Source organism: Streptomyces flavalbus (assembly GCF_042674625.1).
GTDB lineage: Bacteria > Actinomycetota > Actinomycetes > Streptomycetales > Streptomycetaceae > Streptomyces > Streptomyces flavalbus.
This window is the reverse complement of the sequence record NZ_JBHTEB010000001.1, coordinates 2481117-2508096: the sequence shown is the minus strand read 5'-3', so window position 1 is coordinate 2508096 and position 26980 is coordinate 2481117. Positions and strand designations below refer to the sequence as shown.

At 73.1% G+C, this 26980-nt stretch carries 24 protein-coding genes and 1 pseudogene; 6 read left to right on the top strand and 19 right to left on the bottom strand.

Annotated elements, in window-relative coordinates:
* Window positions 1-15 precede the first annotated feature (15 nt).
* The gene (locus ACFQZ6_RS11190; protein WP_381607202.1) at window positions 16-810 is read left to right on the top strand and encodes an EI24 domain-containing protein; all 795 of its coding nucleotides are present in this window, start codon (window positions 16-18) and stop codon (window positions 808-810) included.
* Here the strand turns inward: ACFQZ6_RS11190 and ACFQZ6_RS11185 are convergent.
* The 3 genes from ACFQZ6_RS11185 to ACFQZ6_RS11175 form a co-directional block, all read right to left on the bottom strand.
* Complete coding sequence (locus tag ACFQZ6_RS11185; protein ID WP_381607200.1) at window positions 800-2020, bottom strand: pyroglutamyl peptidase; 1221 nt, start codon at window positions 2018-2020, stop codon at window positions 800-802. The genes ACFQZ6_RS11190 and ACFQZ6_RS11185 overlap by 11 nt on opposite strands.
* A gap of 241 nt (window positions 2021-2261) precedes the next feature.
* A complete protein-coding gene (locus ACFQZ6_RS11180; RefSeq protein ID WP_381607198.1) occupies window positions 2262-3260 on the bottom strand; it encodes an aldose epimerase family protein in 999 nt (332 codons plus the stop codon).
* A gap of 24 nt (window positions 3261-3284) precedes the next feature.
* Entirely contained in the window at window positions 3285-4187 is a 903-nt protein-coding gene (locus ACFQZ6_RS11175; protein ID WP_381607196.1) for an SGNH/GDSL hydrolase family protein, read from the bottom strand.
* A 264-nt stretch (window positions 4188-4451) separates the two neighbouring features.
* On the opposite strand from ACFQZ6_RS11175, the gene ACFQZ6_RS11170 reads away from it, so the two are divergent.
* Complete coding sequence (locus ACFQZ6_RS11170) at window positions 4452-4946, top strand: DUF3145 domain-containing protein (protein WP_381607194.1); 495 nt, start codon at window positions 4452-4454, stop codon at window positions 4944-4946.
* 128 nt (window positions 4947-5074) lie between these two features.
* On the opposite strand, the pseudogene fabF reads toward ACFQZ6_RS11170, so the two are convergent.
* From fabF to ACFQZ6_RS11145, 5 genes and pseudogenes are all read right to left on the bottom strand, one after another.
* Window positions 5075-6348: pseudogene (fabF, locus tag ACFQZ6_RS11165) on the bottom strand (beta-ketoacyl-ACP synthase II).
* Between the two features lie 107 nt (window positions 6349-6455).
* Window positions 6456-6704, bottom strand: coding sequence for an acyl carrier protein (locus ACFQZ6_RS11160; protein WP_381607192.1), 249 nt, complete (start codon window positions 6702-6704; stop codon window positions 6456-6458).
* An 80-nt stretch (window positions 6705-6784) separates the two neighbouring features.
* A complete protein-coding gene (locus tag ACFQZ6_RS11155; RefSeq protein ID WP_381607190.1) occupies window positions 6785-7786 on the bottom strand; it encodes a ketoacyl-ACP synthase III in 1002 nt (333 codons plus the stop codon).
* 25 nt (window positions 7787-7811) lie between these two features.
* Window positions 7812-8732 carry an ACP S-malonyltransferase gene (locus tag ACFQZ6_RS11150; RefSeq protein WP_381607188.1) on the bottom strand — a complete coding sequence of 307 codons (921 nt, stop codon included), beginning with the start codon at window positions 8730-8732 and terminating at the stop codon, window positions 7812-7814.
* A gap of 89 nt (window positions 8733-8821) precedes the next feature.
* The gene (locus ACFQZ6_RS11145; RefSeq protein ID WP_381607186.1) at window positions 8822-10027 is read right to left on the bottom strand and encodes a PucR family transcriptional regulator; all 1206 of its coding nucleotides are present in this window, start codon (window positions 10025-10027) and stop codon (window positions 8822-8824) included.
* Between the two features lie 95 nt (window positions 10028-10122).
* Here ACFQZ6_RS11145 and ACFQZ6_RS11140 point away from each other — a divergent pair, with 95 nt between their 5' ends.
* Window positions 10123-10782: a pirin family protein gene (locus tag ACFQZ6_RS11140; RefSeq protein ID WP_381618226.1), complete on the top strand. Its 660-nt coding sequence runs from the start codon at window positions 10123-10125 to the stop codon at window positions 10780-10782.
* Here ACFQZ6_RS11140 and ACFQZ6_RS11135 read toward each other — a convergent pair.
* Complete coding sequence (locus ACFQZ6_RS11135) at window positions 10779-11048, bottom strand: DUF397 domain-containing protein (RefSeq protein WP_381607185.1); 270 nt, start codon at window positions 11046-11048, stop codon at window positions 10779-10781. The two genes, ACFQZ6_RS11140 and ACFQZ6_RS11135, sit on opposite strands and share 4 nt — an antisense overlap.
* Window positions 11032-11856: a helix-turn-helix domain-containing protein gene (locus ACFQZ6_RS11130; RefSeq protein WP_381607183.1), complete on the bottom strand. Its 825-nt coding sequence runs from the start codon at window positions 11854-11856 to the stop codon at window positions 11032-11034. Before ACFQZ6_RS11130 ends, ACFQZ6_RS11135 begins: the two co-directional genes overlap by 17 nt.
* Window positions 11857-11939: 83 nt before the next feature.
* Here ACFQZ6_RS11130 and ACFQZ6_RS11125 point away from each other — a divergent pair, with 83 nt between their 5' ends.
* The gene (locus ACFQZ6_RS11125; protein ID WP_381607181.1) at window positions 11940-12356 is read left to right on the top strand and encodes an ATP-binding protein; all 417 of its coding nucleotides are present in this window, start codon (window positions 11940-11942) and stop codon (window positions 12354-12356) included.
* 8 nt (window positions 12357-12364) lie between these two features.
* Here ACFQZ6_RS11125 and ACFQZ6_RS11120 read toward each other — a convergent pair whose 3' ends face one another.
* The 8 genes from ACFQZ6_RS11120 to ACFQZ6_RS11085 all read right to left on the bottom strand — a co-directional run bounded on the left by ACFQZ6_RS11120 (window position 12365) and on the right by ACFQZ6_RS11085 (window position 24533).
* Window positions 12365-13492 (bottom strand): DUF5954 family protein, encoded by a 1128-nt coding sequence (locus tag ACFQZ6_RS11120; RefSeq protein WP_381607178.1) that lies wholly within the window; start codon window positions 13490-13492, stop codon window positions 12365-12367.
* A gap of 54 nt (window positions 13493-13546) precedes the next feature.
* The gene (locus ACFQZ6_RS11115; protein WP_381607176.1) at window positions 13547-14749 is read right to left on the bottom strand and encodes a hypothetical protein; all 1203 of its coding nucleotides are present in this window, start codon (window positions 14747-14749) and stop codon (window positions 13547-13549) included.
* On the bottom strand, window positions 14746-17691 hold the full coding sequence (locus ACFQZ6_RS11110; RefSeq protein WP_381607174.1) for a DEAD/DEAH box helicase: 2946 nt from the start codon (window positions 17689-17691) through the stop codon (window positions 14746-14748). The genes ACFQZ6_RS11115 and ACFQZ6_RS11110 overlap by 4 nt, the downstream gene beginning before the upstream one ends.
* Window positions 17692-17698: 7 nt before the next feature.
* The gene (locus tag ACFQZ6_RS11105) at window positions 17699-19360 is read right to left on the bottom strand and encodes a phosphorylase family protein (RefSeq protein ID WP_381607172.1); all 1662 of its coding nucleotides are present in this window, start codon (window positions 19358-19360) and stop codon (window positions 17699-17701) included.
* A 52-nt stretch (window positions 19361-19412) separates the two neighbouring features.
* Window positions 19413-19976, bottom strand: coding sequence for a DUF4913 domain-containing protein (locus tag ACFQZ6_RS11100; protein WP_381607170.1), 564 nt, complete (start codon window positions 19974-19976; stop codon window positions 19413-19415).
* 20 nt (window positions 19977-19996) lie between these two features.
* Window positions 19997-23287, bottom strand: a complete 3291-nt coding sequence (locus ACFQZ6_RS11095; RefSeq protein WP_381607168.1) for a trypsin-like peptidase domain-containing protein — start codon at window positions 23285-23287, stop codon at window positions 19997-19999.
* A 39-nt stretch (window positions 23288-23326) separates the two neighbouring features.
* The gene (locus ACFQZ6_RS11090; protein WP_381607166.1) at window positions 23327-23641 is read right to left on the bottom strand and encodes a trypco2 family protein; all 315 of its coding nucleotides are present in this window, start codon (window positions 23639-23641) and stop codon (window positions 23327-23329) included.
* Window positions 23642-23708: 67 nt separating this feature from the next.
* Window positions 23709-24533: a serine hydrolase domain-containing protein gene (locus tag ACFQZ6_RS11085; protein WP_381607164.1), complete on the bottom strand. Its 825-nt coding sequence runs from the start codon at window positions 24531-24533 to the stop codon at window positions 23709-23711.
* Window positions 24534-24612: 79 nt separating this feature from the next.
* Between ACFQZ6_RS11085 and ACFQZ6_RS11080 the strand changes: the two genes are divergently transcribed.
* On the top strand, window positions 24613-25095 hold the full coding sequence (locus tag ACFQZ6_RS11080) for a MerR family transcriptional regulator (protein ID WP_381607162.1): 483 nt from the start codon (window positions 24613-24615) through the stop codon (window positions 25093-25095).
* On the top strand, window positions 25092-26099 hold the full coding sequence (locus ACFQZ6_RS11075; protein WP_381607160.1) for an aldo/keto reductase: 1008 nt from the start codon (window positions 25092-25094) through the stop codon (window positions 26097-26099). The genes ACFQZ6_RS11080 and ACFQZ6_RS11075 overlap by 4 nt, the downstream gene beginning before the upstream one ends.
* 11 nt (window positions 26100-26110) lie before the next feature.
* On the opposite strand, the gene ACFQZ6_RS11070 is transcribed toward ACFQZ6_RS11075, so the two are convergent.
* Window positions 26111-26971, bottom strand: coding sequence for a DUF4429 domain-containing protein (locus ACFQZ6_RS11070; protein ID WP_381607158.1), 861 nt, complete (start codon window positions 26969-26971; stop codon window positions 26111-26113).
* Window positions 26972-26980: the final 9 nt, after the last annotated feature.

Below are 26980 nucleotides of genomic sequence, written 5' to 3'. Positions count from 1 at the left end.
CGATAGAGTCACGTCATGCGTGATCTCGGGGCGGGCTTCCGCTATCTCCTCAAAGGCCAGCGGTGGGTGGCCCGGCACGGCAGGAGCTACGGCTTCGCGCTGCTGCCCGGACTGATCACCCTGCTGCTCTACGCGGCGGCGCTGGTCGCCCTCGCGCTGTGGGGCGCGGACCTCGTCACCTGGGCGACCCCGTTCGCCGACGACTGGTCCAGCCCCTGGGCCGGGCTCTTCCGCGGCTTCCTCACCGCCGTGCTGTTCGCCCTCGCCCTGCTGCTCGCCGTCCTCACCTTCACCGCCGTGACCCTGCTGGTCGGACAGCCGTTCTACGAGAACCTCTCCGAGCGGGTCGACCGCGACGTCTCCCCGGACGGCACCGCGCCCGAGTCCGGCCTTCCGCTCCACCGGGAGCTGTGGATCTCCGCCCGGGACAGCCTGCGCATCCTGGTCCGCGCCGCCCTGTGGGGCGTGCTGCTGTTCGGCCTCGGGTTCCTGCCCGTCGTCGGCCAGACCGTCGTCCCCGCGGTCGGCTTCGTCGTCACCGGCTTCTTCCTCGCCGAGGAGCTGACCGCCGTCGCCCTCCAGCGGCGCGGCGTCGAACTCCGCGAGCGGCTCGCCCTGCTGCGCGCCCGCAAACCGCTGGTCTGGGGCTTCGGTACGCCCCTCGCGCTGGCCTTCCTGGTCCCGCTGGTCGCCGTCTTCCTGATGCCCGGCGCGGTCGCGGGCGCCACCCTCATGGCCCGCGACCTGCTGGGCGAGGAGATCGAGGAGGGCGACGCCCCGGAGCCGACCGAGAAGAGCCTCAGCTCCTAGCGCCGACCGCCACCGTCACCACCGCGCGCACCTGCGCGATGATGTCCAGCCGGTTGCGTACGAACTCCGGGTCGGTGACCTCGGTGGTGTTCCCGGCCGCGAACTGGAGCACCGGCGTGTGCACATGGCCGCCGGGCAGCGTGGCGCGCAGGCCGAGCCGGTCGCGCAGCAGCGTCGCGCGGTAGGCGATCTCGTTGGAGAGGTAGTTCCCGCCGCCCCCGGCCCGCGCCGTCGACCCCGGCGTCGGCCCGTCCGGCCGTACGACCGCCGCGGTGCCGCCCGCCGGGACCTCCGTCACGGACGTGTTGTCGTAGACCGGGAAGCGCCCGGTGTCCGCCGCGACGACCGCCGCGTACGGCAGCGTCGTCGGCGTCCACTGCGGCTGGCTGGCCGGGTCGGTCACCGGCACGGTCTCCGTCAGGCCGACGTTCTCGTTGTCGGGGAAGCCGCCCCGCCAGGCCCCGTTGGTGCGCTCGATGTCGAACCGCCCCACCCGGCCCTGGCTGACCGTGGCGAACAGGTCCACGTGCGGCAGGTACGGCCGCAGCGTCCGCTCCACCGTGCCCGCCGTGAAGTCCCGCCAGCGCACCGGGAACACCGCCGTCTCCACCCGCGCCGGACCGTCCGCCGTCTCGATCACCGTGCCGTCGAGGGCGAGCGCGGTGGCGCCGGACGGGTTGGAGATCCGGATGTCCCGGTCCAGGGTGAACGGGTCGAACCCGGTGAGCAGCACCCGCCGCTCCCCGCCCCCGCGCCGGTACCGGATGTCCGTCTGCCCGCGCGAGGTGCGCTCCAGGGCGTCGAGCAGCGCCGCCCGCCGCGCCTCGGAGAGCGGGAACGACGGCTCCCACAGGCGCAGTTCACGCGTCATGCCCAGCCGCGCCCAGTACAGCGGCCGGTCGTCGTCCCGGCTCAGGTCGCCGCCCGTCGGGCCCCGCCCCTGCGCCCGGCCCACGGCCCGCCGCCACAGCGCCGACCCCTGGTGGACGACGGTCCGCCGGGCCTGCGCGTAGGAGCGGGCCGAGTCCAGTGCCCCCGCCAGCCGCGGCGCCACCGCGTCGAACCCGGAGCGCCGCAGGATCTCCCGCGGCACGGGGCCGTCGAGGCGCTGCTCCTCGACGGTCGGGGCGGCGGCGGGCGCGGCCACCGCAGGGGCCGACGTCGGGGCGGACAGGGTGGCCAGCAGGGCCAGGCCGAGGGCGCCGAGCACCCTCGTTCTCGTATGAACGCGTAGGTAGATCAAGGGAGTTCGGTCCTTCCGTCGCCGTGGGGAGCGTGCGTGGTGCCGGACGGCGGAAGTATCGCATCCGTAGCCGGTGTGGCCGTTTGTGAAGGGTTGGTACGAGATTCATCCAGGGGCACCTGATCGCCGACCACGGGATCGGCGCGCCGGTTACCGTCGGGGCAGCCCTGGTCCGGTGACCTGACCACCGGACCAGGGCTGACGGACGTCAGTCGCGCACCGCGAACCCGTACACCGTCCGCGACCGGTACACCTCGCCCGGCCGCAGCACGGTGCTCGGGAACTCCGGGTGGTTGGGGGAGTCGGGGAAGTGCTGGGTCTCCAGTGCGATGCCGGAGCCAGGGGGGTACGGTCCGGTCAACTGGTCGGCGGTGTAGAGCTGGAGCCCCGGTTCGGTGGTCGCCACCGTCAGCACCCTCCCCGACGCCGGGTCGTACAGCTCGGCGACCTCCTCCGCGGCCTGGGTGACGCCCTTGTCCAGCACGTAGTTGTGGTCGTAGCCCGAACCCGACTTCCGCGGCTCACGGAAGTCGAAGCGGGTGCCCGCCACCTCCGCCACCCCGGTCGGGATCAGATCGGCGTCCACCGGCGTGTACCGGGAGGCGTCCACGCGCAGTTCGTGACCGGCGGTGGGCTCCGGACCGCCGTCCACACCGCCCAGGTTCCAGTACGAGTGGTTCGTCAGCGCCAGGACCGTCGGCGCGTCCGTGACCGCCTCGTAGTCGAGGCGCAGCGCGCCGGACTCCTCCAGCGCGTACACCGCCGACACCTCCACCCGCCCCGGGAAGCCCTCCTCGCCGTCCGGGCTGACCCGCGACAGACGCAGCGCGTACGGGCCGTCCGGGACGACCTCCCACACCCGCTTGTCGAAGCCGCGCGCGCCGCCGTGCAGACAACTCGGGCCCTCGTTGCGGGTGACCTGGTACGTCCGCCCGTCGAGCGGGAAGGCGCCGCCCGCGATCCGGTTGGCGTACCGGCCGACCAACGCGCCGAAGTACGGCCCCGGGTGCTCCTCGTAGCCCGCGGGGTCGTCGAACCCGAGCACCACGTTCCCGGGGCGGCCGGTGCGGTCCGGCACCTGGACCGACTGCACGATCCCGCCGTACGACAGCACCCGCACCCGTACGCCCGCGCGCTCCAGAGTCCAACTGCGCACCTCGGTGCCGTCGGAAAGTGTGCCGAAAGGTGTGCCGGAAAGTTCGCTCATGAGCGAAACCCTAGGTCACGGCCGCTACGAGGGCGACTGCCGGGCCGTCACCGTGCGGTACGCGATCTCCGCGAGCCGCGCCTGGCCGTTCTTGCTGGGGTGGAACCAGTCCCAGTGGCTCAACTGGTCCGTCCCGAACCGGTACTCGTACACCGCGCCCCCGTCGAAGCGGCAGCGGCGGTCCTTGGCGCACACCTCCTCCAACACGGCGTTGTAGTCCTCCACGCGCTTCAGTACCGTCTCCCGGCGCAGGGTGGCCGCCGTGTCCAGCGCGTCCGCGTCGTCCAGCATCGACGGGCAGATGCCCAGCTTCCACACCTGCTTGCCCAGCGGGTTGCCCCGGCCCTGCGACCACAGCCGCATCAGGTTCGGCACGCTCGCCACGTACACCTGCGCCTTCGGCGCGGTCCTGCGCAGGGTGCGCAGGGCGTCCTCGAAGTCGGCACGGAACTCCGCGACCGGCGTCATCTGCGCCGTCGTCGCCCGGCAGGCGTCGTTCGCGCCCGTCATCACCGTCACCAACTCCGGCCGCCGCGCCGCCGCGCGGGCCATCTGGCCGGGCAGGTCCGCCATCCGCGCCCCGGACACCGCGTAGTTCCAGCTCCGCTCCGCCGCCCCCGAGCGCCCCAGCAGCCGCACCGCCAGGCTGTTCACCTCCGCGCTGTCACCGGTCGCCCAGGACACCTCCGGACAGTCCGACAGCACCCCGCAGGCGTCGAAGCCCCGGGTGATGGAGTCACCGACCGCCGCGAGCGACTCCGGGCTGCGGTCCCACTCCGGCGTCGGCTTCGGCGACGGCCGCGCGCTGCTCGCGTCCGCCGTGGGGCCCGCCGAGTCACCGCCGACCGCGTCACACCCCGTCAGCGCCAGCGCGCCCGCGACCAGCGCCGCGAGCACACCTCCCGCGCGGTGACCGCCACTCCGCATCTGAAGAAGATCCCCTCGCTCGCCACGCCGCCGCCGGACCCGCCCCCACTCATGACAACGCGCGCGAGTTCCCGTACGCCCGCGCGCCCCCCGCCACCGCCCCGCACAAGCGTCCTGCCGGGTGAAAGGGAGGCGTTGTGCGCACCGGGACCGACGGTACGTCACACTCCGCGCGCCCCCGCACGGTAGCCTCGCCATCAGCGTGGCCCCGCCGCCACCACCGCCCACCCGCCCGCCCACGTCCCGCTCTGCTCGGAGGTCCCGGTGACGACACGTGGAGTTCTGTACGTGCACTCCGCTCCGCGCGCGCTGTGCCCGCACGTCGAGTGGGCCGTCGCCGGGGTGCTGGGCACCCGCGTCAACCTCGACTGGATCCGGCAGCCCGCCGCGCCCGGCACCTGGCGCTCGGAGTTCTCCTGGCAGGGCGAGGCGGGCACCGCCTCCAAACTGGCCTCCGCGCTGCGCGGCTGGCACCTGCTGCGCTTCGAGGTCACCGCCGAGCCCTGCCCCACCGCCGAGGGCGAGCGCTACAGCTGCACCCCCGACCTCGGCATCTTCCACGCCGTCACCGGCATCCACGGCGACATCCTCATCCCCGAGGACCGCCTGCGCGCCGCCCTGGTCCGCGCCCAACGCGGCGAGACCGAACTGGAGGCCGAGATCGCCAAACTCCTCGGCAAGCCCTGGGACGACGAACTGGAACCCTTCCGCTACGCGGGCGAGGGAGCACCGGTGAGATGGCTCCACCAGGTGGTGTGAGGCTTTTCGGGTGGTGTGAGAAGGGAACTTGAGCCACACACCACCCGCACTCGGCACACGACCCTCACACACAACGGCAATGGCCCGGACCCCCAAAGGGACCCGGGCCATCAAGCTGACGTAAGACGTCACACCGTCCGGAACGCCAGCACCACGTTGTGCCCGCCGAACCCGAACGAGTCGTTCAGGGCCGCGATCCGGCCCTCCACGGGCAGCTTCCGCGCCTCGCCCCGCACCACATCAGCGTTCGCCTCCGCCTCAGGGTCGAGGTTCTCGACGTTGATGGTGGGCGGCGCCACCCGGTGGTACAGCGCCAGCACGGTCGCGACGGTCTCGACCCCGCCCGCGCCACCCAGCAGGTGCCCCGTCATCGACTTGGTCGCGGACACCGCGATGTGGTCGGCGTCGTCGCCGAACACCTTCCGCAGCGCCTTCAGCTCCGCGATGTCACCGGCGGGCGTGGACGTCGCGTGCGCGTTCACGTGCACGATCTCCGACGGCTTCAGGTCGGTGCGGTCCAGCAGGTTGTGCAGGGCGTGCGCGATGCCCCGCCCCTCCGGCTCCGGCTGCACGATGTCGTGGCCGTCGGCGGAGATGCCCTGGCCGACCGCCTCCGCGTAGACGCGGGCGCCGCGCTTGGCGGCGTGCTCGGCGGACTCCAGGACGACGACGCCCGCGCCCTCACCGAGGACGAAGCCGTCCCGGGCGGTGTCGTAGGGGCGGGAGGCGCCCTGCGGGTCGTCGTTGTTCTTGGACATCGCCATCATGTTGCCGAACGCGGCGATGGGCAGCGGGTGGATCGCCGCCTCCGTGCCACCGGCGACGACGACGTCGGCGCGGCCGGTGCGGATCATCTCGATGGCGTAGCCGATGGCCTCGGCGCCGGACGCGCAGGCGGAGACCGGGGTGTGCACGCCCGCGCGTGCGCCCACGGCCAGGCCCACGTTGGCGGACGGGCCGTTCGGCATCAGCATGGGGACGGTGTGCGGGGAGACGCGGCGTACGCCCTTCTCCTTGAGCACGTCGTACTGGTCGAGGAGGGTCGTCACACCGCCGATGCCGGAGGCGATGACGGCGCCGAGGCGGTCCGGGTCGACCTCGGACGACCCCTCACCGGCCTTGGCGGTGAAACCGGCGTCGGCCCACGCCTCCTGCGCCGCGATCAGCGCGAACTGCGCCGAGCGGTCGAGTCGGCGGCCTGCGGCCGTGGGATGACCTCGGAGGGCTCCACGGCGATGGTGGCGGCGATGCGGACGGCCTGCTCGGCCGCCCACTCCTGCTCCAGGGGCTTGACGCCGGAACGTCCGGCCACCAGCCCTTCCCAGGTCGAGGCTGCGTCGCCACCCAGCGGTGTGGTTGCGCCGATACCGGTGACGACCACGGTGCGATTGGTCGGGCTCACGGGAATTCTTTCTCCAACGGTTACGAGGAGGACAACCCCCGCGCGAGGCGGGGATGACGGCGCCACCGCCGGGTGGCGGGGCAGTCAGCCCAGGGGGTGATCGGTGATCAGCCCTGGTGCTTGAGGATGTATTCGGTCGCGTCGCCGACGGTCTTGAGGTTCTTGACGTCGTCGTCCGGGATCTTGACGTCGAAGCGCTCTTCGGCGGCGACGACGACCTCGACCATGGACAGCGAGTCGACGTCCAGGTCGTCGGTGAAGGACTTGTCCGACTGGACGTCCTCAACCGGGATGCCGGCGATCTCGTTCACGATCTCCGCGAGACCGGCGACGATCTCTTCCTGAGTGGCGGCCATGTTGGCGCTCCTTCGTTGGTTTCCAGAGAGGGATGCTGTGGTTCGCTGCCGTGCCGGACGGATCATCCGGCACGGAGTGCCTAGGGGAGGGTAACGACCGACGCGGCGTAGACGAGACCCGCCCCGAATCCGATGACGAGCGCGGTGTCGCCGCTCTTCGCCTGACCGGTCGCCAGGAGACGCTCCATCGCGAGCGGGATCGAGGCGGCCGAGGTGTTGCCGGTGGTGCGTACGTCCCGGGCGACCGTGACGGTCTCCGGCAGCTTCAGGGTCTTCACCATCGAGTCGATGATCCGCTCGTTGGCCTGGTGCGGGATGAAGACGTCCAGTTCGTCCGCGCTGATCCCGGCCGCGTCCAGCGCCTGCTGGGCGACCTTCGCCATCTCGAACACGGCCCAGCGGAACACCGCCTGGCCTTCCTGGGTGATCGCCGGGAACTTCTCGACGTGGCCGTCCCGGTAGTCCGTCCACGGCACGGTCTGCTTGATGGTCTCCGCCTTGTCGCCCTCCGAGCCCCACACCGTGGGACCGATCGCGGGCTCCTTCGACGGGCCGACGACGACGGCTCCGGCGCCGTCACCGAACAGGAAGGCCGTCGCGCGGTCCTCCAGGTCGGTCAGGTCGCTCAGCCGCTCCACGCCGATGACCAGCACGTACTCGGCGGAACCCTCGACGATCATGCCCTTGGCGAGGGTGAGACCGTAGCCGAAGCCCGCGCAGCCCGCGGAGATGTCGAAGGCGGCGGCCTTCGCCGTGCCGAGCTTGTCGGCGATCTCGGTGGCGACGGCCGGGGTCTGCTTGAAGTGGCTGACCGTGGAGACGATCACGGCGCCGATCTGCGCGGCGTCGATCCCGGCGTCCGCGATGGCCTTGCCGGACGCCTCCACCGACATCGCGGCGACGGTCTCCTCGGCGCCCGCCCAGTGCCGGGTCTCGATGCCGGAACGGGAGCGGATCCACTCGTCGGACGAGTCGATCGTCTCCAGGATCACCTCGTTCGGCACGACACGGGTGGGCCGGTAGCCGCCCACACCGAGGATGCGCGCGTACGGGGCGCCCTTGCTGGGCTTGATCTTGGCCATAATCCGGTCGGCTCCTTCGGGCGTCTTAGACGTGCTCGGCGACGAGCTGGCGGGCCGCGTCGAGGTCCGCGGGGGTCTTCAGGGCGAGCGTCGCCACGCCGGGCAGCGCACGCTTGGCGAGACCGGTGAGGGTACCGCCCGGGCACACCTCGACCAGCGCGGTGACGCCCAGCTCCTTGAACGTCTCCATGCACAGGTCCCAGCGGACCGGGTTGGCGACCTGCCCGACCAGCCGCTGGAGGACCTCGGTGCCGGTGGCGACCGCCGCGCCGTCCTTGTTGGAGACGTACGTCACCTTCGGGTCGGCGGGCGTCAGCGCCTTGGCGGCCTCGGCGAGCTTCTCCACGGCCGGGGCCATGTGGTGGGTGTGGAAGGCGCCCGCGACCTTCAGCGGCATCACCTTGCGCACCCCCTCCGGCTTGTCCTCGGCCAGCGCGGCGAGCTGCTCCAGCGTGCCCGCGGCGACGATCTGACCTGCGCCGTTCATGTTCGCCGGGGTGAGCCCCAGCTTCTCCAGGTGCGCGACGCTGACCTCGGGGTCGCCGCCGAGCAGCGCCGACATCCCGGTCTCGGTGACGGCGGCGGCCTCGGCCATCGCCAGGCCGCGCCTGCGTACGAGGGTCAGCGCGGCGGTGTCGTCGAGGACCCCGGCGAGCACGGCGGCGGTGATCTCACCGACGCTGTGCCCGGCGACGGCGTCCGGGGTGAACTCCGCGGTGTCACTGAGTGCCATGGCGGAGAGCAGACCGGCGGCGACCAGCAGCGGCTGCGCCACCGCGGTGTCACGGATCGCGTCGGCGTCGGCCTGGGTGCCGTAGTGGGCCAGGTCGAGGCCGATGGCGTCCGACCAGGCGGCCACACGGTCGGTGGCGCCGGGCAGTTCGAGCCAGGGGGTCAGGAAGCCGGGCGTCTGGGCGCCCTGGCCGGGAGCGACGAGTACGAGCACTCTCACACTCTCTCTTGTGGACGGCCAAAGCCGCCCGTGGGGACAAGGACGAAGAACAGCAGGGGGTTTTGTGGACCCTCCACAAATAGCTAAACCTGGGGGTCACCGTCGGCGAGACGCCCCAGGATGAGCGCGATCCGCAGCGTGAACGCGGAGCGTACGTCGGACGGCGACCAGCCGGTGACGTCAGTCACACGTCGCAGCCGGTAGCGCACGGTGTTGGGATGCACGAAGAGCATCCGCGCCGCGCCCTCCAGGCTGCTCGCCTGTTCCAGATACACGCTGAGCGTCTCCAGCAACGCGGACCCCGCGACCTCCAGCGGTCTGTAGATCTCCTCCACCAACTGCTCGCGCGCGCCGGGGTCCCCGGCTATGGCGCGTTCCGGAAGCAGATCGTCCGCCAGCACCGGGCGCGGGGCGTCCTGCCAGGCGAAGCACGCCTTCAGTCCCGCGGCGGCGGCCTGCGCGGACCGGGTCGCGGCCAGCAGGTCGGGCACCACGGGCCCGGCGACGACGGGCCCGGCGGCATAGGGCCCGATCAGCGACTTCGCCACGGCCAGCGGGTTGTCGCTGCCGCCCGCGATGACCACCAGCCGGTTCCCGAGCACCCCCGTGAGCACCTGGAGCTTCGCGTGCCGGGCGGCCCGCCGGATGGCCTCCACGGTCAGCTCACTGTCCCCGTCCGGCGCGGTCCCGAGGACCACGCACACGTGCTCCGGCGAGTTCCACCCCAGCGCGGCGGCCCGGCTGACGGCCCCCTCGTCGGCCTCCCCGCTCAGCACGGCGTTCACGACGAGCGACTCAAGGCGGGCGTCCCAGGCACCGCGTGCCTCGGCGGCCTGCGCGTAGACCTGCGCGGTGGCGAAGGCGATCTCCCGCGCGTACACGAGCAGCGCCTCGCGCAGCACGCTCTCGTCCCCGGGCGCCGCCACCTCGTCGATCGCGGTCTCCATGACCTCGATCGTCGTCCGCACCATCTCCACGGTCTGCCGCAGCGTGATCGCCCGCGTCAGCTCACGCGGCGCCGTCCCGAAGACGTCCGTGGAGATCGCCTGCGGGGCGTCCGGGCGCCGGAACCACTCCGTGAACGCGGCGATACCGGCCTGGGCGACCAGCCCGATCCAGGAACGGTTCTCCGGGGGCATCGCCCGGTACCACGGCAACGTCTCGTCCATCCGCGCGATCGCCTGCGCGGCGAGCGAACCGGAGGACTTCTCCAGCCGCCGCAGGGTCGCGGCGTGCGGGTGGACGTCGGGCGGGGAGGCGTCGGCGGCGCGGGTTTCGGGTTCGGGCACGGGACAAGACTGCCTTATCCGGCGCCGCCCATGCGCCGCCGGGTCAGCAGTGCGCACGGGCGGGGGACGGGAGCGGGTCTACGGTGGACCCCGTGATGGACGTACGGCGCGCGGACGAGCGCTACCCAGGCGGCGACCCGCACGCGGGCATCGACACCCGCCACGCCTTCTCCTTCGGCCCGCACTACGACCCCGACAACCTCCGCTTCGGCCCCCTGATCGCCTGCAACGAGGAACACCTGGCCCCCGGCGCGGGCTTCACCGAGCACCCGCACAGCCACACGGAGATCGTCACGTGGGTGGTCGAGGGCGAGCTGACCCACCGCGACTCGACGGGCCGGGAGACGGTGGTCCGCCCCGGCGACGTCCAGCGCCTGAGCGCGGCGTCGGGCGTCCGCCACGTGGAACGCAACGACGGCCCGACGCCGCTGGTCTTCCTCCAGATGTGGCTGGCCCCCCGGGAGCCCGGCGGCGACCCCTTCTACGAGATCGTCCACGGCATCGCGGACTCCACGCCGTACGCCCTCCCGGAGGCGGGCGCGATGCTCCACGTCCGCCGCCTCGGTCCGGGCGAGCGCACGGCGGTCCCGGACGGCCGGTACGTGTACGTCCACGTCACCCGCGGCGAGGCCCGGGTGGGCACCGAGCACCTCGGCCCCGGCGACGCGGCGAGACTCACGGCCGAGAAGGAGACGGAGGCGGAGGGTCTGGAGGCGGGGGCGGAACTGCTGATCTGGGAGATGGCGGAGGGCTAACGCAGCCCGTCAACGAACGCCTGCCAGGCGGCTCCGCCGACGGTGAGGACGGGTCCGGAGGGGTTCTTGCTGTCCCGAACGGGGACGGTGCCGGTGGGGCGACCGGGGGCGACTTCTACGCAGTCGCCGCCGGTGTTGCCGCTGTGCGAGGACTTACGCCACGCCGCGCCGTCGATGACCGTGCACTCAACGCACTCGCCGCCGTTGGTGCCGCTGTACGACGACTTCCGCCACCGTGCTGCGGTCAGGTCATGGCCGGTCCCCATAACGTTCCTCCATCACGCGAGCGATCAGTGCCGCCGAGTCCTCGGGGGAGAGGGCTGTGGCTTGCAAACGAGCGTAGCCGACTGAACGCTCCTTGATTACCTGTGGGTTGGCGGTCATATGACCCTGGTCGTAGCCGTCCACGTAGAACAGGTCGGGGTCGTCGTCGAACCTGAGGAGCGTGAACGTGCCCATCATTCCCGTGTGCTGGCCGACCGAGAACGGAAGCACCTGGATCTGCACCCACGGGTTGTCACGGAACTCCAACAGGCGGGCGAGTTGCCCGCGCATGACGTCACGGCCACCGACGTACTGGAGCAGCGCGGCCTCGCTCAGTACCACCCACAGGGCCGGAGGCTGCTCGCGGGCCAAGATGCGCTGGCGCTCCAACCGGGCCGCCACCATCTCGTCGACCTTGTCGGGATGACCGACGCTGAGCAGCGCCCGCGCGTACTCCTCCGTCTGCAACAGGCCGTACACCAACTGCGCCTGGTAGGTCGAAATGTACGTCGCCTTCGCCTCCATGTCCGCGTACGGCTGGAACCACGTCGGCAGTTGGCTGCGGAGTACCAGGCCCACCAGCCGGGAGAACACCCCGTCCGTGCCCAGCGCCGCGTCCACGCGCTCGGAGAAGTCCCGGGTCGGGACCTTCTTCGCCGTCTCGATCTGGCCCACCAGCGAACCCGTGCAGAAGATGATGTCCCCGAGCTGACCCTGTCTCAGGTTGGCCGCCTCGCGCAGGCGGCGCAACTCGCCGCCGTAGTAGTGGAGCGGGGACGCGGTCGGGTCGAGCGTCTGGATGTGGGCCACGTGTGCACCTCCGGCCTGCAACGCCTCACAGCGTTCGTTTCGTTGCGTAGTCGAGCGTATGCGGTGCGTCGCATCCTGGTGACGTGAATCACGTAATTGGTCCGCGGGCGACGGACTTTGAGTCGAAGTACCGCGCCGAGTTCGCCGTGGGCGAGCACTCGGCACGGCACCTGCGCCGCATCCTGCGGCTGTACCTGACGGGCGCGGGCCTGCTCGACGTGGCGGACGCGGCCGAGCTGGCGCTGACCGAGCTGATGGCGAACGTCGTACGGCATGTGCCGGGGCGCCGCTGCCGTATCTGCTTCCTGCTGCTGCCCGCCGCCGTGCGGGTGGAGGTGTCGGACGGCTGTCCGAGGCTGCCGGTCACGGGCGGTGGGGACACGCTCGCCGACAACGGGCGCGGGCTGCTGCTGGTGGACGCGGTGACCGACCGGTGGGGCGTGACGGTACGCCCCACCGGCGACGGCAAGACGGTGTGGTTCGAGTGCCGGGCGAAGTAGCCGTCGGCTCAGCCGCCCCGCTTCCGCCGCCTGCGCTCCTTGGCGGCGAGGCGCCGGGCCTCCTCCTGCTCCCACAGGGCGTTCAGCTCACGGGCGCGTGCGTCGAGTTCGGGAGAGGTCTCCTCGTCCTCGTCCCACAGCCCCTGCTCCTCCAGTTGCCGCTTCTGCACCAGCACCGGTGGTTCGGGGTCGTAGTCGCTGGGCCGGGGCCCCTCGGGGCCGTCCGGGCCGATGCGGATGAGCCGCTCCATGCGGGTGACGCGGTACCGGACGCCGTCGACGGTGAGGTTGTTGCCGCGCTTGTCGTCGAGCACGTCGGCCGCGCGGGCGTACTCGGCCTTCTTCTCCTCCGGCAGCCGCAGCGTGAACGGGGCCATGACCCGCAGCCACCCGGTGAGGCTGTCGCGGGCGCCCTGCGGGGTGGAGTGCGAGGCGCCGGGGTTGTGGGACTGCCACTTGCCGTCCACCCGCTCGGAGATCATGAACACGGCGGGCAGCAGCACCCCGCCCGGATAGGCGTGCGCGGCGTGCCGCGCGTCCGCCAGTACGTCGTCGGGCGCGCTGGAGGGTACGCCGACGAGCTGGAGGAGGTCGAACTTCAGCAGGCTCTCGGAGAGTCCGGCGCTGGTGTACGGGTCGACGACGAACCCCTTGGTGCGGGAGCGCACCTGATAGCCCTCCCCGACCTCGGCAGGGTCGGGGTCGGAGGGCCGGGGCGGCTCGGGCCCGCTGCGGCCCATGCGGACGAACCGTGAGGCCCGCAGGACGCGGAACCGCTCGCCGCGGACGCGGAGGTCGTTGACGACCTCGCGGTCCATGCGCTCCGCGGCGGCCATCCACGTCTTGTGGGCCTTCGCGTCACCGTCGGCCTCGGCCTGCTGGGCGCGCTTGCGGAAGTGCGACCCGAGGGAGTCCCGGGCGCCCTGCGGTGTGTCGTTTCCGTACTCGGACAGCTCCCAGCCGCCCGTGTCCAGCTCCCGCGCGTGGAAGAACTCCGCGAGCCCGACCCCCATCAGGTCGGGGTAGTGCTCCCGCGCCTCCCACGCCTCCTGCTCCGCGAACGCCGCGATGGGCCCTTCCTGCGCGGCCACCCGGAACGTCAGATACGCGGGCACCCTGTCTTCGTAACCGGCCATGCACAGAGCGTGCCCGAAGGGGAGGTGCCTTCGCCGCGAAACCGGGAATTCGGCTCAGCTCGTCAGCCGGGCCAACTGGTCCGCGAGGGCGCGCAGGCCGGTGCGCTCCGCGCCGAGGCGTAGCTGCCAAAGGTCCGGCACGTCCAGCTCCAACTGCCGGGCGAGCTGGCCGACGAGCGCCTCCGCGTCGAGGACCTCTACCCGCTTCCGTGGGCCCAGCCACAGCTCCAGCCGCGCCAGCAGCGCGCGCTTGCGCAGGTTCTCGTCGGCGCACCACACGTGCAGGAAGCCGCCACCGCGCACGACGTACGAGCCGACCCGGGTGAGGGGGAGGCCGTCGCCGCCGAACGCGGACGCCGGGAGCGTGACCGAGTGGCGGCCGTCCGGCAGGCGGCGTGGCCGGTGCGCGCCCAGTCCCTGCCGCTCCAGCCACTGTTCGGCCGCCCGGCGGCTGGCGTCCCGGTGCTCCGCCTCCCGTTCCTCGGTCTCGATGGCGGCCAGGAGGTGCCCGGCCCGCTCCACGACCGCCGTCAGGTCGTCGTCGGGTTCGGCGCCGATCTGGCTGTAGACCAGCAGCCCCGGCCGCCCGCTGCCGCGCACGCCGCGCACCACGAGGACGGGCAGGAACACGCACTCCTCCGCGCCCAGGCTCTCCACCTGGTCCAGCGCCACGGGCAGGTTGAGCCGCTCGCGCTCCTCGCGCCCGGTGCGGGTGGCGAGCCGGGTGAGCGCCGCGTGGTCGAAGCCGGTGCGGGGGAACACCCGCGTGAACCGCGGGTACCCGCCCGTCTCCGGGGCGTCCCCGGCCACGTACGTCACCCGCTTCTCGTCGTAGTGGGTGCGGGGCAGCGGGGCGTGGGTGAGCGCGTCGAAGTACAGCTTGCGGCGGTCCTCGCGGGTGACGACGTACCGCCGGTCGTCCCGCACCGAGCGCAGGCCCAGCGGGGTGAGGCGGAGGGTGCCGCCGAGGTCCTCGACGTGCCCGGTGCGCGTCAGGAAGCGCACCGCCTGGGCGACGAGCGGCTCCTCCAGCGCGAAGAACTCCGCCAGTTCCGCCACGGTCTCCAGACCGCCGTAGGCGAGCCCGCGTTCCAGGAAGCGGTCGATGAGGTCGAAGTCCTCGCCCTCGGTGACCGTGGCCCGGATCTCCACCCGCCACACCGGCAGCAGCAGCGCGTGCAGCCAGGTCGGGGTGAGCCCCCGCCGCACCGCCGCGTCCTCCAGTACCCGTTCCGGCGGGTACGGCATGGTCGTCACGCGGTCCCGTCCCCTTCCGGCGCCGCCTTGTCGAGCAGCGCCACGATGTCGTCGTACGACCGGATGTCGCCGCACCCCGTGAGGTGCCGGTGCAGTTCGGTGGCGAGGGCGCGGAAGTCGGGGTCGTCGGCGGAGAGCAGGGTGCCGAGGTCGCCGACGAGGACGAGCTGCCGCTGGGCGCGGGTGAAGGCGACGTTGGCACGCCGCAGTTCCTTCAGGAAGCCGACGCGGCCCTGGGCGTTGCTGCGGGTGAACCCGTAGAGGACGACCTCGCGTTCGCCGCCCTGGAAGGAGTCGACCGTCTTCACCCCGTCGGCGGCGAGGGCGGCGCCGACGAGCGGGGTCAGCGCGGCGGTCACCGCCGTGATCTGGGCGCGGTAGGGCACGATCACCGTCCAGCCGGTGCCGCGCCGGTGGTAGAACGCGGCGAGCCGGGCGAGCAGCCGCGCCTCGCAGTCGTTGCGGACGCCCTTGCGCGCGAAGCGTTCGGTGGCCCGTCCGGTGGCGGTCTCGCGGCGCAGGCGCGCGGGCAGCCCGCCGGTGTCCACGAACGCCATCGGGCTGGCGAACAGGGGGTCGTCGTGCGGGTGGTCGTGCTCGGTGCGCAACCGGTTGCCGTAGAACACGGCGGACGCGAAGCTGGCGATCTCGACGGGCATCCGGCGCTGGAGGGTCAGATGGACGACGTGCGACTCCGGCAGCCCGTCGACGAGCCGTTCCAGTGCGCTCTTCGTCATCAGCTCCCGCACCTCGGCGCAGGCCACGTCCCGCCCCCAGGAGTCCACCTCGCTGTCGAGGAACGGCGGGAGCTGCATGTGGTCCCCGACCAGGACGCCGCGCCGGGCGCGTACGAGCGGGACGAGGGCGTCGGCGACGCCGATCTGGCCCGCCTCGTCGACGATGGCGAGGTCGAAGTCGATGCCGGACAGCTCGGGTCGGGACGCGGCGCCGATGCAGGTGGCGCCCACCACATGGGCGTACCGGATGAGTTCGGGGGTGAGCTGCCCCGGCTCGGCGGCGACCGCGGCCCGCCACTGGGAGGTCAGCTCGCGCCGGGCGAGGAGCAGCGGCAGGCGCTGGGTCAGCCAGTCGTGCAGCTCGCGCGGCCCGGTGTGCCCGTCGGCCGGTCGCGGCCACGGCGGTGTGTCCACGTGGGCGACGGCCGACGCGGCCCGGTCGGCCGCCTCGTGGGCCCGGCGTGCGGTGTCCGCGAGGTCGTCGAGCACCCGCTGCCGGGCGTCGCGGGCCCGCCGTACGGCGGGGGCGTCGCGGGTGACGGCCTCCCACTCGCGCTCCGCCGCCGTGATCGCGCCGTCGGTGGCGGTGAGCGCGGCGCGTAACTCCGCCTCGCGGGCCCGGAGTTCGTCGAGCCGTCGCTGTCGACGGGGGAGCAGGGCGCGGTGCAGCCAGCCCAGTGCCCTGCCGTCCGCGCGCTCCCGTGTCCGGCGTACCTTGAGCGCCGCCTGTTCGAGGTCGGCGGTGGTGCGCTGGTGCCGCTCGCGGTCCTGGTCCCGGCGTGCGGTCAGCTCGTCGAGGCGTTGCCGTACCGGGGCGCCGACCGTGCGCCGCGCGGCGTCCAACTCGGCCTGCGCGGTGGCCTCCGCCGCGGTCAGCTCGTCCAGCCGCCCTACCTCGCGGGCCAGTTCCCCGGCCCAGGCGCGGGCGGCGTCGAGGTGCGCGTACGCCTCCTCGCGCAGGCCCATCGTGCCGGTGACCTCCTGGGCCAGCTCGGCGGCCTGGTGCTCCAGCAGGTAGGGGCGGCCCTCGTCGGACACCTTGCCGTCGTTGCCGACGCGGATCACGACCAGGTCGCGCGGCAGCTTGCCCAGCACGTTGTCGACGGCGCGGTTGGTGTGCGAGGTGACCAGGACCCGGCCGCCCGCGCAGGCATGCGCGATCTGCGTGATGGTGCGGGTCTTGCCGGTGCCGGGCGGGCCGAGCACGACCAGGACGTCGTCGGTGGCGAGGGCCTTGTGGAACGCCGTGAGCTGGTCGTCGTCCAGGGGCAGGGTCGGTGTCACGGTGCTGGGCCGCAGGGGGCCGACCCGGTGTTCGGCCAGCGCGGGCAGCAGGCGCGGGTTGCGGCTGCCGCGGTCCCTGAGCAGCCGTACCGCCTCGCGCTGCTTGGCGAACACGACCGTGTTCGGCGTCGGCGTGAGTTCGCCCTGGGGTGGGAGGTGGTCCCAGGAGATCCGCTCGTCGAAGCGGACGGTCACCAGGTCGCCGTCCACCCGCGTGACCTGGCCGCGCGACTCGACCTCGCCGCGCACCTCGACGAAGGTGTCCGGCTCAGGCAGCGCGGGGCCGACCACGCGGAAGTCGTACAGGGCGCGCGGTCCGTGGCGCCGCCCGCCCGTCGCGACCACCTCGGCGTACGGGTAGGGGCCGCCGAGCCGTTCCTCGCGCGTGGTGATGCGCTCGCTGGCGTCGATGAGCCGCCCCACCGAGTCCAGGAACGCCGCCTCGGCGGGGTTCGGCGCGGGGACCTCGTGGGGGGCGGCGCGTACGGCGCCCAGGTGCCACCAGGCGTCGAGCACCCGTTGCCAGCCCGCGTCGGCGTTCAGCGGAACCGCGCGCACGTTGAACATCATGTGCCAGGCGGGGGCCCGTAACAGCAGGCAGGAGCGGGCGAGTTCGTTGTGGTCGCGCAGCCGCACCGGGTCGACGGCGCCGACGACGTAGCCCGTACCGCGGTTCGTCGGGAACAGCCGCAGCCGGTACGACGCCGTGTGCAGCAGCAGGCTGGCGTCCCGGCCGCCGCCGCCCTCGTCGATCCGCGCGGGCACGCCGTCCCGCAGGCTGCCCAGGTCTGCGGCGATTTGTTGGACGTCGTGTGCGGGCAGCGCGGGGTGGACGCGGGCCTTGTCCCGCAACTGCCTCTCCAGGGAGTTGCCGGGCACCAGGAACACGGGGGAGGTGAGGTCCAGCGTGGCGAGGGACATGGACGGTTCACTGCTTCCTGGACGCGGGGCGGTGGCTGAGGGTGTGCAGGGCGCGTGACAGGTCACGCAGTGGGGGACGCCGGGCGGGGTCGGCGTGGAGCGCGGCGTCGACGGTCCGCCAGGGTGGTCCCTCCCCGGCTGCGCGCAGCCCGGACGGCAGGCCGGGGACCGGTGGGGTGCCGGTGAGTATCCGGTGCGTCAGCGCGGCCAGGCGGTAGACGTCGGTGGCGGCGTCCGGTCGGGCGCGCCGGTTGAGCCGCTGCTCGGGGGCCTGGTAGGGGCCGGGGGCCTCGCCCGGCACCGGTGGCGTCGTCGCCAGCCCCAGGTCGCGGAAGAGGAGGGTGCCGTCGTCGTGGACGATCAGCGCGGTGGGTGTCAGGGCCCGGTGGGCCCGCTTCCGCTGATGCAGTTCGGCGAGCAGGCGGCAGCAGGCGGTCAGTCCGCGCAGGACCCGGTGCGTCCGCCAGGCGTCGAGGGGTTCGCCGTCGTCGCCCAGGAGGGCGGCGAGGGTCTCGCAGGGGGCGCCCGGCCAGCGCAGGGCGAGGGTGGTGGTGTCGGCGCGCCGCCCGAAGAAGGCGACGGAGGGAGCGGCGCGGGGGAGCTGGCGCAGCAGGTCGTGCTCGTCGGCCAGGGCGCGCAGGGCGACCTCGGCCACTGGATCGTCGTACGACCCCACGGCCTGCCGTACCCACACGTACCCCGCCTCGCCGCCCCGGCCCGGCACGACGCGGGCGAGCGCCTGCCGCCGCAGGACGCGGTGGTCGGGGGAGGCGGTCTCGGCGAGCAGGTCGCCCGGCCCGTCGTGCAGCAGGCAGGACTCGCCGCCCACGTCGACGACGGCGCCGCCGCGCCAGGCCCGCGCCCCGGGGTCCGCCGGGGCGGGCGGCGCGGCCACGAGGACCACCGACTCGCCCCGCGTCGGCTCGGGCGGGGCCGACGGCCGGGCGCCGGGCGGCGGCAGCTCCCGCAGGACGCGCACGGCGACGGCGGCGGCGCGCTGGGCGGCGACCGGCTGCCAGCCCTTGGCGTCGGTGTCCTTCTTGCTGCCGTCGGCGGGGTCGCTGACGCCACGGACGGCCAGCCACGGGACGCCGTTCAGGCGCGCGGCCTGCGCCATCCCGGCGCTCTCCATGTCGATGGCGACGGCGTCGTCGTAGGTGCGCTCGATCAGCTCGGTGAGCGGGGAGCGCCGGGTGTCGAGGACGACGTCCCCCGAGACGACCGGCTTGAAGTGCGTGTGGGCGTCCGCGCGGACGGCCCGGCGCACCCGCTGCTCCAGGGCGTGGTCCACCTCCCAGGCGCGGGGCCGGGCGCGCAGCCCGGCGTCGGTCTCCTTGCCGCCGTGGTGCAGGTAGACCTTGCTCGCCACGACCACGTCACCGAGCGCGACCTTGCCGCGCAGGCCGCCCGCGACGCCCACGAAGAACACCGCGGCGGGCCGGAAGCGCGCGATCGCCCGCTCGGTGTGGGTCGCGGCGCCGCTGGTGCCCTCACCGATCTCCGCGAGCGCCACCCGCCACGGCAGCCCGGACACCCGGCCCACGTCGAAGAGGGTGTGCTGGTGCTCGCGCACCTCCACGTCGGACAGGTGCTCGCGCACGGCCTGGAACTCCAGGCCCAGCGCGGTCAGCACCACGACCGTGGGCGTCGGGTAGGGGGCTCCCGCCAACGGGACACCTCGTCAGGGGTAGGGCGGCAAGTGGCCTTGGGCGTAGGGCAATTTAGCCCACGGTCCCGTTGTCGGGGGGCGGCATCGTGAGGGCGATCCAGCCGAGCCAGGGGCGTTCGGAGTTGCGGATGTCGTCGGCGGTGGGGCGTTCGGCGGCATCGGCGGCCTCCGCGGCCTCGCGTGAGTACGCGGGGTGGTCGAACATCTCCTGCGGCGCGGGGTCCGTGCGCAGTTTGGACTGCTGGACGTGGCCGCCCACCCGGTGGCAGGCGGCGAACGGGCCGAGCACGGGGTCCCGGAGCAGGCGCATGTGCGGGTCGACGTGCTGGGTCCACCACACGGACATGCCCAGGGCCGGGTCGGTCGTCAGGTACTCCATGGCACGCCACATGGCGCTGAAGCGGACGATGGCCTCCGGGTGGTCCCACCAGCTCGGGCACCAGGCGACCGGGGCGTTGTCGCCCGGGAGGCGCATGATCTCCGCCACGTAGTCCTCGACGAACGACACCAGGCTGTCGAAGATGAGGTCCCGGCCCCCCGGGTCCGGTTCCGCGTCCGGCTCCAGCAGGTCCTCCAGCCTTGAGGTGAAGGTCCTGCCGTCGGTCTCCTCGGGCATCTCGCCGCTCCCTTCCCTTGTCACGATGGTGTGGTCACTCGGCCGAGGCGTCTCTCCAACGCGTGCAGGGTGCCGACCGCGCCGAACGGGGAGCCGTCCGGGTACCTGAGCCTGCCGTCGTGCAGGCCGCGCATGACGGCCAGTGACTCCAGGGCCGGGCGGACCCCGGCGACGAGGTGTGCGGCGTTGCGCGGGTCGGCCGTGTCCAGGCAGATGGAGGCCCAGGTCCACAGGTAGCGGGCGAGCGCCTCGCGGCGGTACGCGGAGGAGGCGTCCGGCAGTCGTCGGCAGAGCGCGACGGCCCTGCGGACCGCCACCAGGGCCCGCGCCCGGTCCCCGACCCTGCGGTGCACGTCGGCCAGGGTGCGCAGGGACTCCGCCAACTCGCCGCCCGCGGTGTCGAGGTCCGCCTCGGCGAGGGACGCCCAGACCCGGACCGCCTCCTTGGCGTGCGGCAGCGCCCGCTGGGCCTGTCCGGCGGAGAGGCAGTGGTCGACCAGGTCGTTCATGGACCAGGCGTACTCGGTACCGAAGTCCTCGGGATAGTGCTCGGCCCGCACCCGCTGGAGGGCCGCGGCCTCCTCGGCCTGGGTGAGGGCGTCGGACTGGTCGCCCGGGTCGGGCAACTGGACCCGGTACTCGGCGAGCACCCCCAGCGCCCACGCCAGGAGGGGGCGGCCCCAGACCGGGTCCTGGGCCGCGGCCTGCCGGTAGTGCAGTACGGCTCCCTGCGCGGCGGCGATCGCCAGCCTGCGTCGGCCTTGCTGCCCATGGGCACGGGCCAGTACGGCCAACGACCGGGCGAATTGTTGCCGGTACCGGTCCGGGGTCGGGCCCATCAGCCGGGTCTGGATCTTCAGGGACTGCTCCAGAGCGAGATCGGCCGCGCGACGGTGTCCCAGATTCCGGAAGTCGATCGACAGGTTGTGCAGGGCGTTGGCGAAGTGCGCCTCGTGGGTGCGGGGGTCCTCACGCATCAGGCCCTCCAGGATGGTGCAGCACTCCCACGTCGCGCGCAGTGCCGCCTCGTGGTCGCCGAGCCGGGTGTAGTGGTAGCCCAGCGCCTTCAACGACGTGGCCAGGGACAGCAGATGGGCCCTGGCGTCCTCCGCGACGAGGGCGCGCCGCAGCTCTACGGCCTTGGTGATCCACTCGACGTTCCCGCCCCGGTACGCCCTGGATGACCAGGCCCAGCGCTGGTGCCAGGCCCAAGCGAGGTCCGCGGCGTCCCGGAGCCGCTCCGCCGGGTCCGCGGGCGTCCCGCGTTCGGTGAACGCCGTCACCAGGCGCTCCGTCACCCACAGGCCGAAGCGGACCAGCGGGGGCGACTCCCAGTCCGGCAGCGCCGAGTAGCAGCCGCGCAGTGCCTCGGTGTGCAGTCCTCCGACGTCCTCGGCGGCCGTCTCGATCTCCCGCAGCAGCCGCGCGCCCTCCTTGATCCGGCCCGCCCTCTCGTGCGCGAGCGCCGCTTGGACGAGGTCCGTGAGCAACTGTTCCTGCTGGGCGGGGGAGGCGTCGGCCAGCATCGCCGCCAGGAAGTTTTCGTGCTTCGCCACGGCCTGCCACGCCAGGAACTCCGCGACGCGGTCCGGCTGGAGGCGTCCCCAGAAGCGCTCGGGCGGCGGTGGGTAAAGCTTGCGCAGGAGAAGGGCGACCTCGGAGTGCTGGGTCGCGGGCAGTTCGGGGACCCGAGTGACAGTCCGCAGAGCTTCCTTCTTGTTGGCGGCCCCGCACAGGGTGGCGGCGGCGACGACGCGTCTTAGCAGCTCACTGCTCATGTCGACGCGGTAGGTGGGCGCGGCCGACTCCCAGTAGTCCTCCTCGTGGTTCAGGAGGGTCGCCTCCGACGGCTCGTTCGGCGCGGCGGACGCGTGACCCCTGCCGTGGTCGAGCAGCGCGGCCAGCGCGGCCATCTGGAGGTCCAGGGGGTTGCCGTACCTCTCCTCATCGAGCGTGCCGGGGACGGGGAGGGACCGGGCGACCTCCGCCCACCGAGTGGTGGCGCCGCGCGCGTCCACCGGGGGCCGCACGCCCGGCATCCTGTCCAGCCGCTCGCTGAAGGAGCGCGTCGCGGTGCGGAAGAACTCCTCCCGGGCCGCAGCCGGGTGCGCGATGGCGCTCAGCTCGATGACCGGGGCCTCGCTGAGGATCGAGCGCACCTGGGCGTCGGCCCGCATCGGGTCCTTGTTCCACGCGCCCGGCGCCCGCGCGACCAGCAGCAGCCTGACCTTCGGCCAGTGCCGCGAGCGGCGGTTCATCAGCCGCAGGAACTCCCGTAGTTCCTGCGGGCGCCTGTCGGCGTAGTCGACGACCAGCAGCAGTTCGCGTTCGACCTCGGTGAACACCGACAGGTCCGCGGCGGCGGGGGCGCTGCCGCCGTCGGACCGGTCGAGCTGGCCCGCCACCCACCCCCGTTCCGTCATCTCCGTCACCAGCCAGCGCGCCAGTCGGCTCTTGCCCTGCCCGCCCGTCCCGGCCAGGATCACCGCCGTGACCGTCGGCTCATCCCGCTCGCACCAATCGAGAAGCTCGCGCTGCTCCCGCTCCCGCCCCTGGAAGGGCACGACCTCGGCGTCCGCCCGCAGCAGCATCGTCGGGGACCCCTGGTAGCCCTCGGGCGCCAACGGGGTCAGCAGTGGGGCCAGTTCGGCGGGTTCCGGCAGCGGGCGCACCCCCGTCGCGGTGTGCACGGCGGCGCGGAACCCGGGATCGTCCAGCAGGTCCACGGCCCGGGTGGCGGTCAGCCTGCTGCCGCCGTCGGGGCGGCGGTCGTGCCGCACCACACCGATCAGCAGGTGGTGGTGGAAGACCGCGGCGCCCGACATGCCCGACCAGGGCGTGGTCCCGTCCCGCTCCCCGGACCGTACCGGCGCGGTGCCGCTGAGGATCTCGTAGCGGCGGCCGGGGGCGCCGGTCCCGGGGTGGACGTGGCCGGTGAGCTGCTCCAGGCCCCGGATTCCCGTGGGCGTGCGCTGCATCCGGGGGAAGCCCGCGGCCTCCACCTCGCGGCCCGGTAACTCCGTGACGAGCTCGCCCCACCGCAGCGGCGGCACCTCGGCGGGACCGCCGTCCAGGCGGAGCAGGGCGGCGTCGACGTCGTCGTCGTACCGGCTCCACACCACCTCGGCGGGCAGTACGGCGCCCGGGAGCGCGCGGGGCAACTCGACGAGGACCTGCCCGGAAGGCGGCCGGGGCGTGACGACATGGGCGGCCGTGAGCACCAGCCCCGGTGCGACGAGGTAGCCCGAACCCTGGACCGCCCGGCCGTCCCCGACCGCCGCCCGCACCACCGCGACTCGCTTCAGCGACATCCGCTCCCACCCCCCGTAGGCGCCGTCAGACGACGACCGTCATACGTCGTCGACGTCCCGCACCTCCACCGGCCCGCCCTCCCCGTTCCGCGCCAGCAGCGTCAGGGACACCCGGTGCGTCCGCCTGCGGGACGTCTCACCCCTGCCGTCGGCCCCCACGACACCGAACCGCAGCGCGCCGCCCGCGGCCTTGCTGCGGGTGAGTTCCAGCTCCAGCTCCACCGTCACGTCGGCGATCTCGAACCGGACCTCCGACGTGCCCGCGCGCCGCCTGGCCTCGACGACCTGCGCGCGGAGCAGGTCCACCGCGTCCGCGAGGTCCAGCCAGTCGTCGTCGCCCACTGTCCCTGTCATTCCCGCCCCCCGTGAAAGCGCCCCTCGGGACCGGGGTTGTACCCGCCCCGGAGACCTGGCTCACCTGCTACGACGCCCGAGTTTCCGCCAACACCGCGTCCGTGAACCCGGGCCACGCCGCGATCGCCCAGTCCCCGAACGCCTTGTCGGCCAGCGCCACGCACGCCACGTCCGCGTCGGGGTCGATCCACAGGAACGTCCCGGACTGCCCGAAGTGTCCGAAGGTGCGCGGGGAGGACGCGGCGCCGGTCCAGTGCGGGGACTTGCCGTTCCGGATCTCGAAGCCGAGCCCCCAGTCGTTGGGGTTCTGGTGGCCGTACCCCGGCAGGACGCCCTTCGTGCCGGGGAACTGCACGGTCATCGCCTCCGCGACCGTGCGGGGGTCCAGCAGGCGCGGCGCCTGCACCTCCGCGGCGAAGCGGAGCAGGTCGTCGACGGTGGAGACGGCGTCCTTGGCGGGGGAGCCGGTGAGGGTCGTGGACGTCATGCCGAGGGGTTCGAGGACGGCCTGGCGCAGGTACTCGGGGAAGGGGATGTCGGTCGCCTTGGCGACGTGGTCGCCGAGCGCCTCGAACCCGGTGTTGGAGTACAGTCGCCGCTCGCCGGGGCCGAACATCACCCGCTCGTCGTCGAAGGCCAGCCCGGAGGTGTGGGCGAGCAGGTGGCGGACGGTGGAACCGGCGGGCCCCGCCGGTTCGTCCAGCTCGACCGCGCCCTCCTCGTACGCGACCAGGACCGCGTACGCCGCCAGCGGCTTGGTGACCGAGGCGAGGGGGAAGGGCCGCCCGACCGGGCCGTGCCGACCCAGCACCGTGCCGTCGGCCCGTACGACGCCCGCCGCGGCGGTGGGGACGGGCCAGTTCTCGATCAGCGCGAGGCTCTGCAGCGACATGCGGCCGAGCCTATGCCACCCACGATTTCTTGCCGACGCCGCTTGCTTGGAGCGCACTCCAAGGTCATAGCGTGGGGGCATGACGGTGATGGAGACCACGGCCGCGGCGACCGCCACGGCCACCAGGACCGACAACTGCGCCGGACTGCCCCAGCAGGAGCGGCGACCGGACGGACAGGACAGGTACACGATCAGCGAGGTCGTCGCCCTCACCGGTCTGTCGGCGCACACCCTGCGCTGGTACGAGCGCATCGGGCTGATGCCGCACATCGACCGGTCGCACACCGGCCAGCGGCGCTACCGCAACCGCGACCTCGACTGGCTCGACCTCGTCGGCAAGCTCCGGCTGACCGGGATGCCGGTCGCCGACATGGTGCGGTACGCCGAACTCGTCCGCGAGGGCGACCACACGTACACCGAACGCTTCGAACTGCTCAAGCAGACCCGGCAGGACGTGCTGGCCCGGATCGCGGAACTCCAGGGCACCCTCGCCGTCCTGGACCGGAAGATCGATTTCTACGCGGACGCCGGACACGCGCTGGCGTCAGAGAGGTCCTCATGACGATCAAGACGGTGAAGCTGGGCACGGACGGCCCCGAGGTGGGCGCCCAGGGCCTGGGCTGCATGGGCATGAGCTTCGCCTACGGCCCCGCGGACGCGGACGCCTCCCGGGCCACCCTGGAACGGGCGCTGGAACTCGGCGTCACCCTGTACGACACGGCCGACGCGTACGGCGCCGGGGAGAACGAGCGCTTCCTGTCGCCGTTCTTCAAGGCGCACCGCGACGAGGTCGTCATCGCGACCAAGTTCGCCCTGTCGATCCCGCCGGACGACCCCTCGAAGCGGGTCATCCGCAACGACCCGCCCTACATCCGCCAGGCGGTCGAGGCCAGCCTCAGGCGGCTCGACGTCGACGTGATCGACCTGTACTACATGCACCGGCGCGATGTGAACGTGCCGATCGAGGAGACCGTCGGCACGATGGCCGAGCTGGTGCGCGAGGGCAAGGTCAAGCAGCTCGGGCTGAGCGAGGTCACCGCCGACGAGCTGCGGGCGGCGCACGCCGTGCACCCGATCGCCGCGCTCCAGTCGGAGTGGTCGCTGTTCAGCCGGGACATCGAGGCGAAGGTCGTCCCGGCCGCCGCGGAGCTGGGCGTCACCGTGGTGCCGTACTCGCCGCTCGGCCGCGGGTTCCTCACCGGTGCCTTCACCAACGCGGAGACCGACCTCACCGCGGACGACTTCCGCCGCCAGCAGCCCCGGTTCACCGGCGACAACGCCGCCGCGAACGCCGCCCTGCTGGCGCCGGTCCGCGCGGTGGCCGAGGCGCACGGGGCGTCCCTCGGGCAGATCGCGCTGGCCTGGGTCCACCAGCAGTCGGCGGTGCACGGCCTGCCCCTGGTCCCGATCCCGGGCACCCGCAAGCCGAGCCGGGTGGAGGAGAACGTAGCGGCGACGGCCATCGTCCTCACGGAGGAGGAACTGGCCCAACTGGAGCCGATCGCCGGTCAGGTGGCGGGCGACCGCTACGCGGACATGCGGTTCGCGTCGGCGGGCCGCGAGTAGCGGCTCCTGGGCTACAGCTCGGCCAGCAACGCCGCCTTCTTCGAGGAGAACTCCTCATCCGTCACCAGACCGGCCTGGTGCAGCTCCCCGAGGTGGCGGATGCGCTCCGCGATGTCGGCGGGGTCCCGGCGTGGTACGACCGTCGCCGGGACCGCCGTCGACCTGTCGCGTACGGCGCCCAGGACCGCCGCCGCGAACGGCAGCGACTCGTGCACGGGCCCGTAGCCGAGGCCGAAGGTGACGGCGGCCGGGTCCTGGTCGGCGGGGACGGCGGCCGGGGTGCCGTCCCGCAGTTCCCGGGGCTCGCGGGGGAGCAGCCGCAGATGGCCGTCCGGCCGCCACTCCACCCCGCTCAGCTCGGTGACGGCGAAACTCTGGTCCCCGGCCTTCCACTTGGCGGTGGACGCGCCCGTCCAGAACCAGCGGAACCGCACCGTCGTCCCGTCGAAGGACGCCTTGCCGTCGTACGCCTTGAACGCGAGCGGTGCCTCGGGCGGCGCCACGAGGTGCCGGTCGGCGGGACCGGTGTCGTCGATCCGCGCCCGCAGCTCGTCGGCGTACCGCTCGGCGAGGGCCTCCCGTTCGGCGGGCAGCACCAGCCGGTACGGGTCGTGCACGTCCTTCAACTGTCCCGCCGCCGCCTCCATCAGGGGGTCGGCACCCGCCCTCGGCTCCGCCCGCAGCACGACGGTCCCGCGCTTGCCGGGGGAGAGCGTCACCCCCGCGAACGCCGCCAGGGGGACACGGCGTTCCCCGAGCGCCTGGAACAGCTTCGGTGTGCGTATCCCCCGTTCGTAGCGGATGAGCACGGAGTCGGTCCCGAACTCCCAGGCGGCATGAAATCCGGCCAGTACGTCACCCATGCGGCTCATCGTATGCGG

Excerpts from the sequence above, each read along its gene's own strand:
- ACFQZ6_RS11160 (WP_381607192.1), bottom strand. The coding sequence starts at position 6,704 with ATGGCCGCCACTCAGGAAGAGATCGTCGCCGGTCTCGCGGAGATCGTG.
- ACFQZ6_RS11100 (WP_381607170.1), bottom strand. The coding sequence starts at position 19,976 with ATGCCCGAGGAGACCGACGGCAGGACCTTCACCTCAAGGCTGGAGGAC.
- ACFQZ6_RS11070 (WP_381607158.1), bottom strand. The coding sequence starts at position 26,971 with ATGAGCCGCATGGGTGACGTACTGGCCGGATTTCATGCCGCCTGGGAG.
- ACFQZ6_RS11175 (WP_381607196.1), bottom strand. The coding sequence starts at position 4,187 with ATGCGGAGTGGCGGTCACCGCGCGGGAGGTGTGCTCGCGGCGCTGGTC.
- ACFQZ6_RS11095 (WP_381607168.1), bottom strand. The coding sequence starts at position 23,287 with ATGTCGCTGAAGCGAGTCGCGGTGGTGCGGGCGGCGGTCGGGGACGGC.
- ACFQZ6_RS11155 (WP_381607190.1), bottom strand. The coding sequence starts at position 7,786 with ATGGCCAAGATCAAGCCCAGCAAGGGCGCCCCGTACGCGCGCATCCTC.
- ACFQZ6_RS11180 (WP_381607198.1), bottom strand. The coding sequence starts at position 3,260 with ATGAGCGAACTTTCCGGCACACCTTTCGGCACACTTTCCGACGGCACC.
- ACFQZ6_RS11190 (WP_381607202.1), top strand. The coding sequence starts at position 16 with ATGCGTGATCTCGGGGCGGGCTTCCGCTATCTCCTCAAAGGCCAGCGG.
- ACFQZ6_RS11140 (WP_381618226.1), top strand. The coding sequence starts at position 10,123 with ATGGACGTACGGCGCGCGGACGAGCGCTACCCAGGCGGCGACCCGCAC.
- ACFQZ6_RS11085 (WP_381607164.1), bottom strand. The coding sequence starts at position 24,533 with ATGTCGCTGCAGAGCCTCGCGCTGATCGAGAACTGGCCCGTCCCCACC.
- ACFQZ6_RS11075 (WP_381607160.1), top strand. The coding sequence starts at position 25,092 with ATGACGATCAAGACGGTGAAGCTGGGCACGGACGGCCCCGAGGTGGGC.
- ACFQZ6_RS11120 (WP_381607178.1), bottom strand. The coding sequence starts at position 13,492 with ATGGCCGGTTACGAAGACAGGGTGCCCGCGTATCTGACGTTCCGGGTG.
- ACFQZ6_RS11110 (WP_381607174.1), bottom strand. The coding sequence starts at position 17,691 with ATGTCCCTCGCCACGCTGGACCTCACCTCCCCCGTGTTCCTGGTGCCC.
- ACFQZ6_RS11080 (WP_381607162.1), top strand. The coding sequence starts at position 24,613 with ATGACGGTGATGGAGACCACGGCCGCGGCGACCGCCACGGCCACCAGG.
- ACFQZ6_RS11135 (WP_381607185.1), bottom strand. The coding sequence starts at position 11,048 with ATGGGGACCGGCCATGACCTGACCGCAGCACGGTGGCGGAAGTCGTCG.
- ACFQZ6_RS11090 (WP_381607166.1), bottom strand. The coding sequence starts at position 23,641 with ATGACAGGGACAGTGGGCGACGACGACTGGCTGGACCTCGCGGACGCG.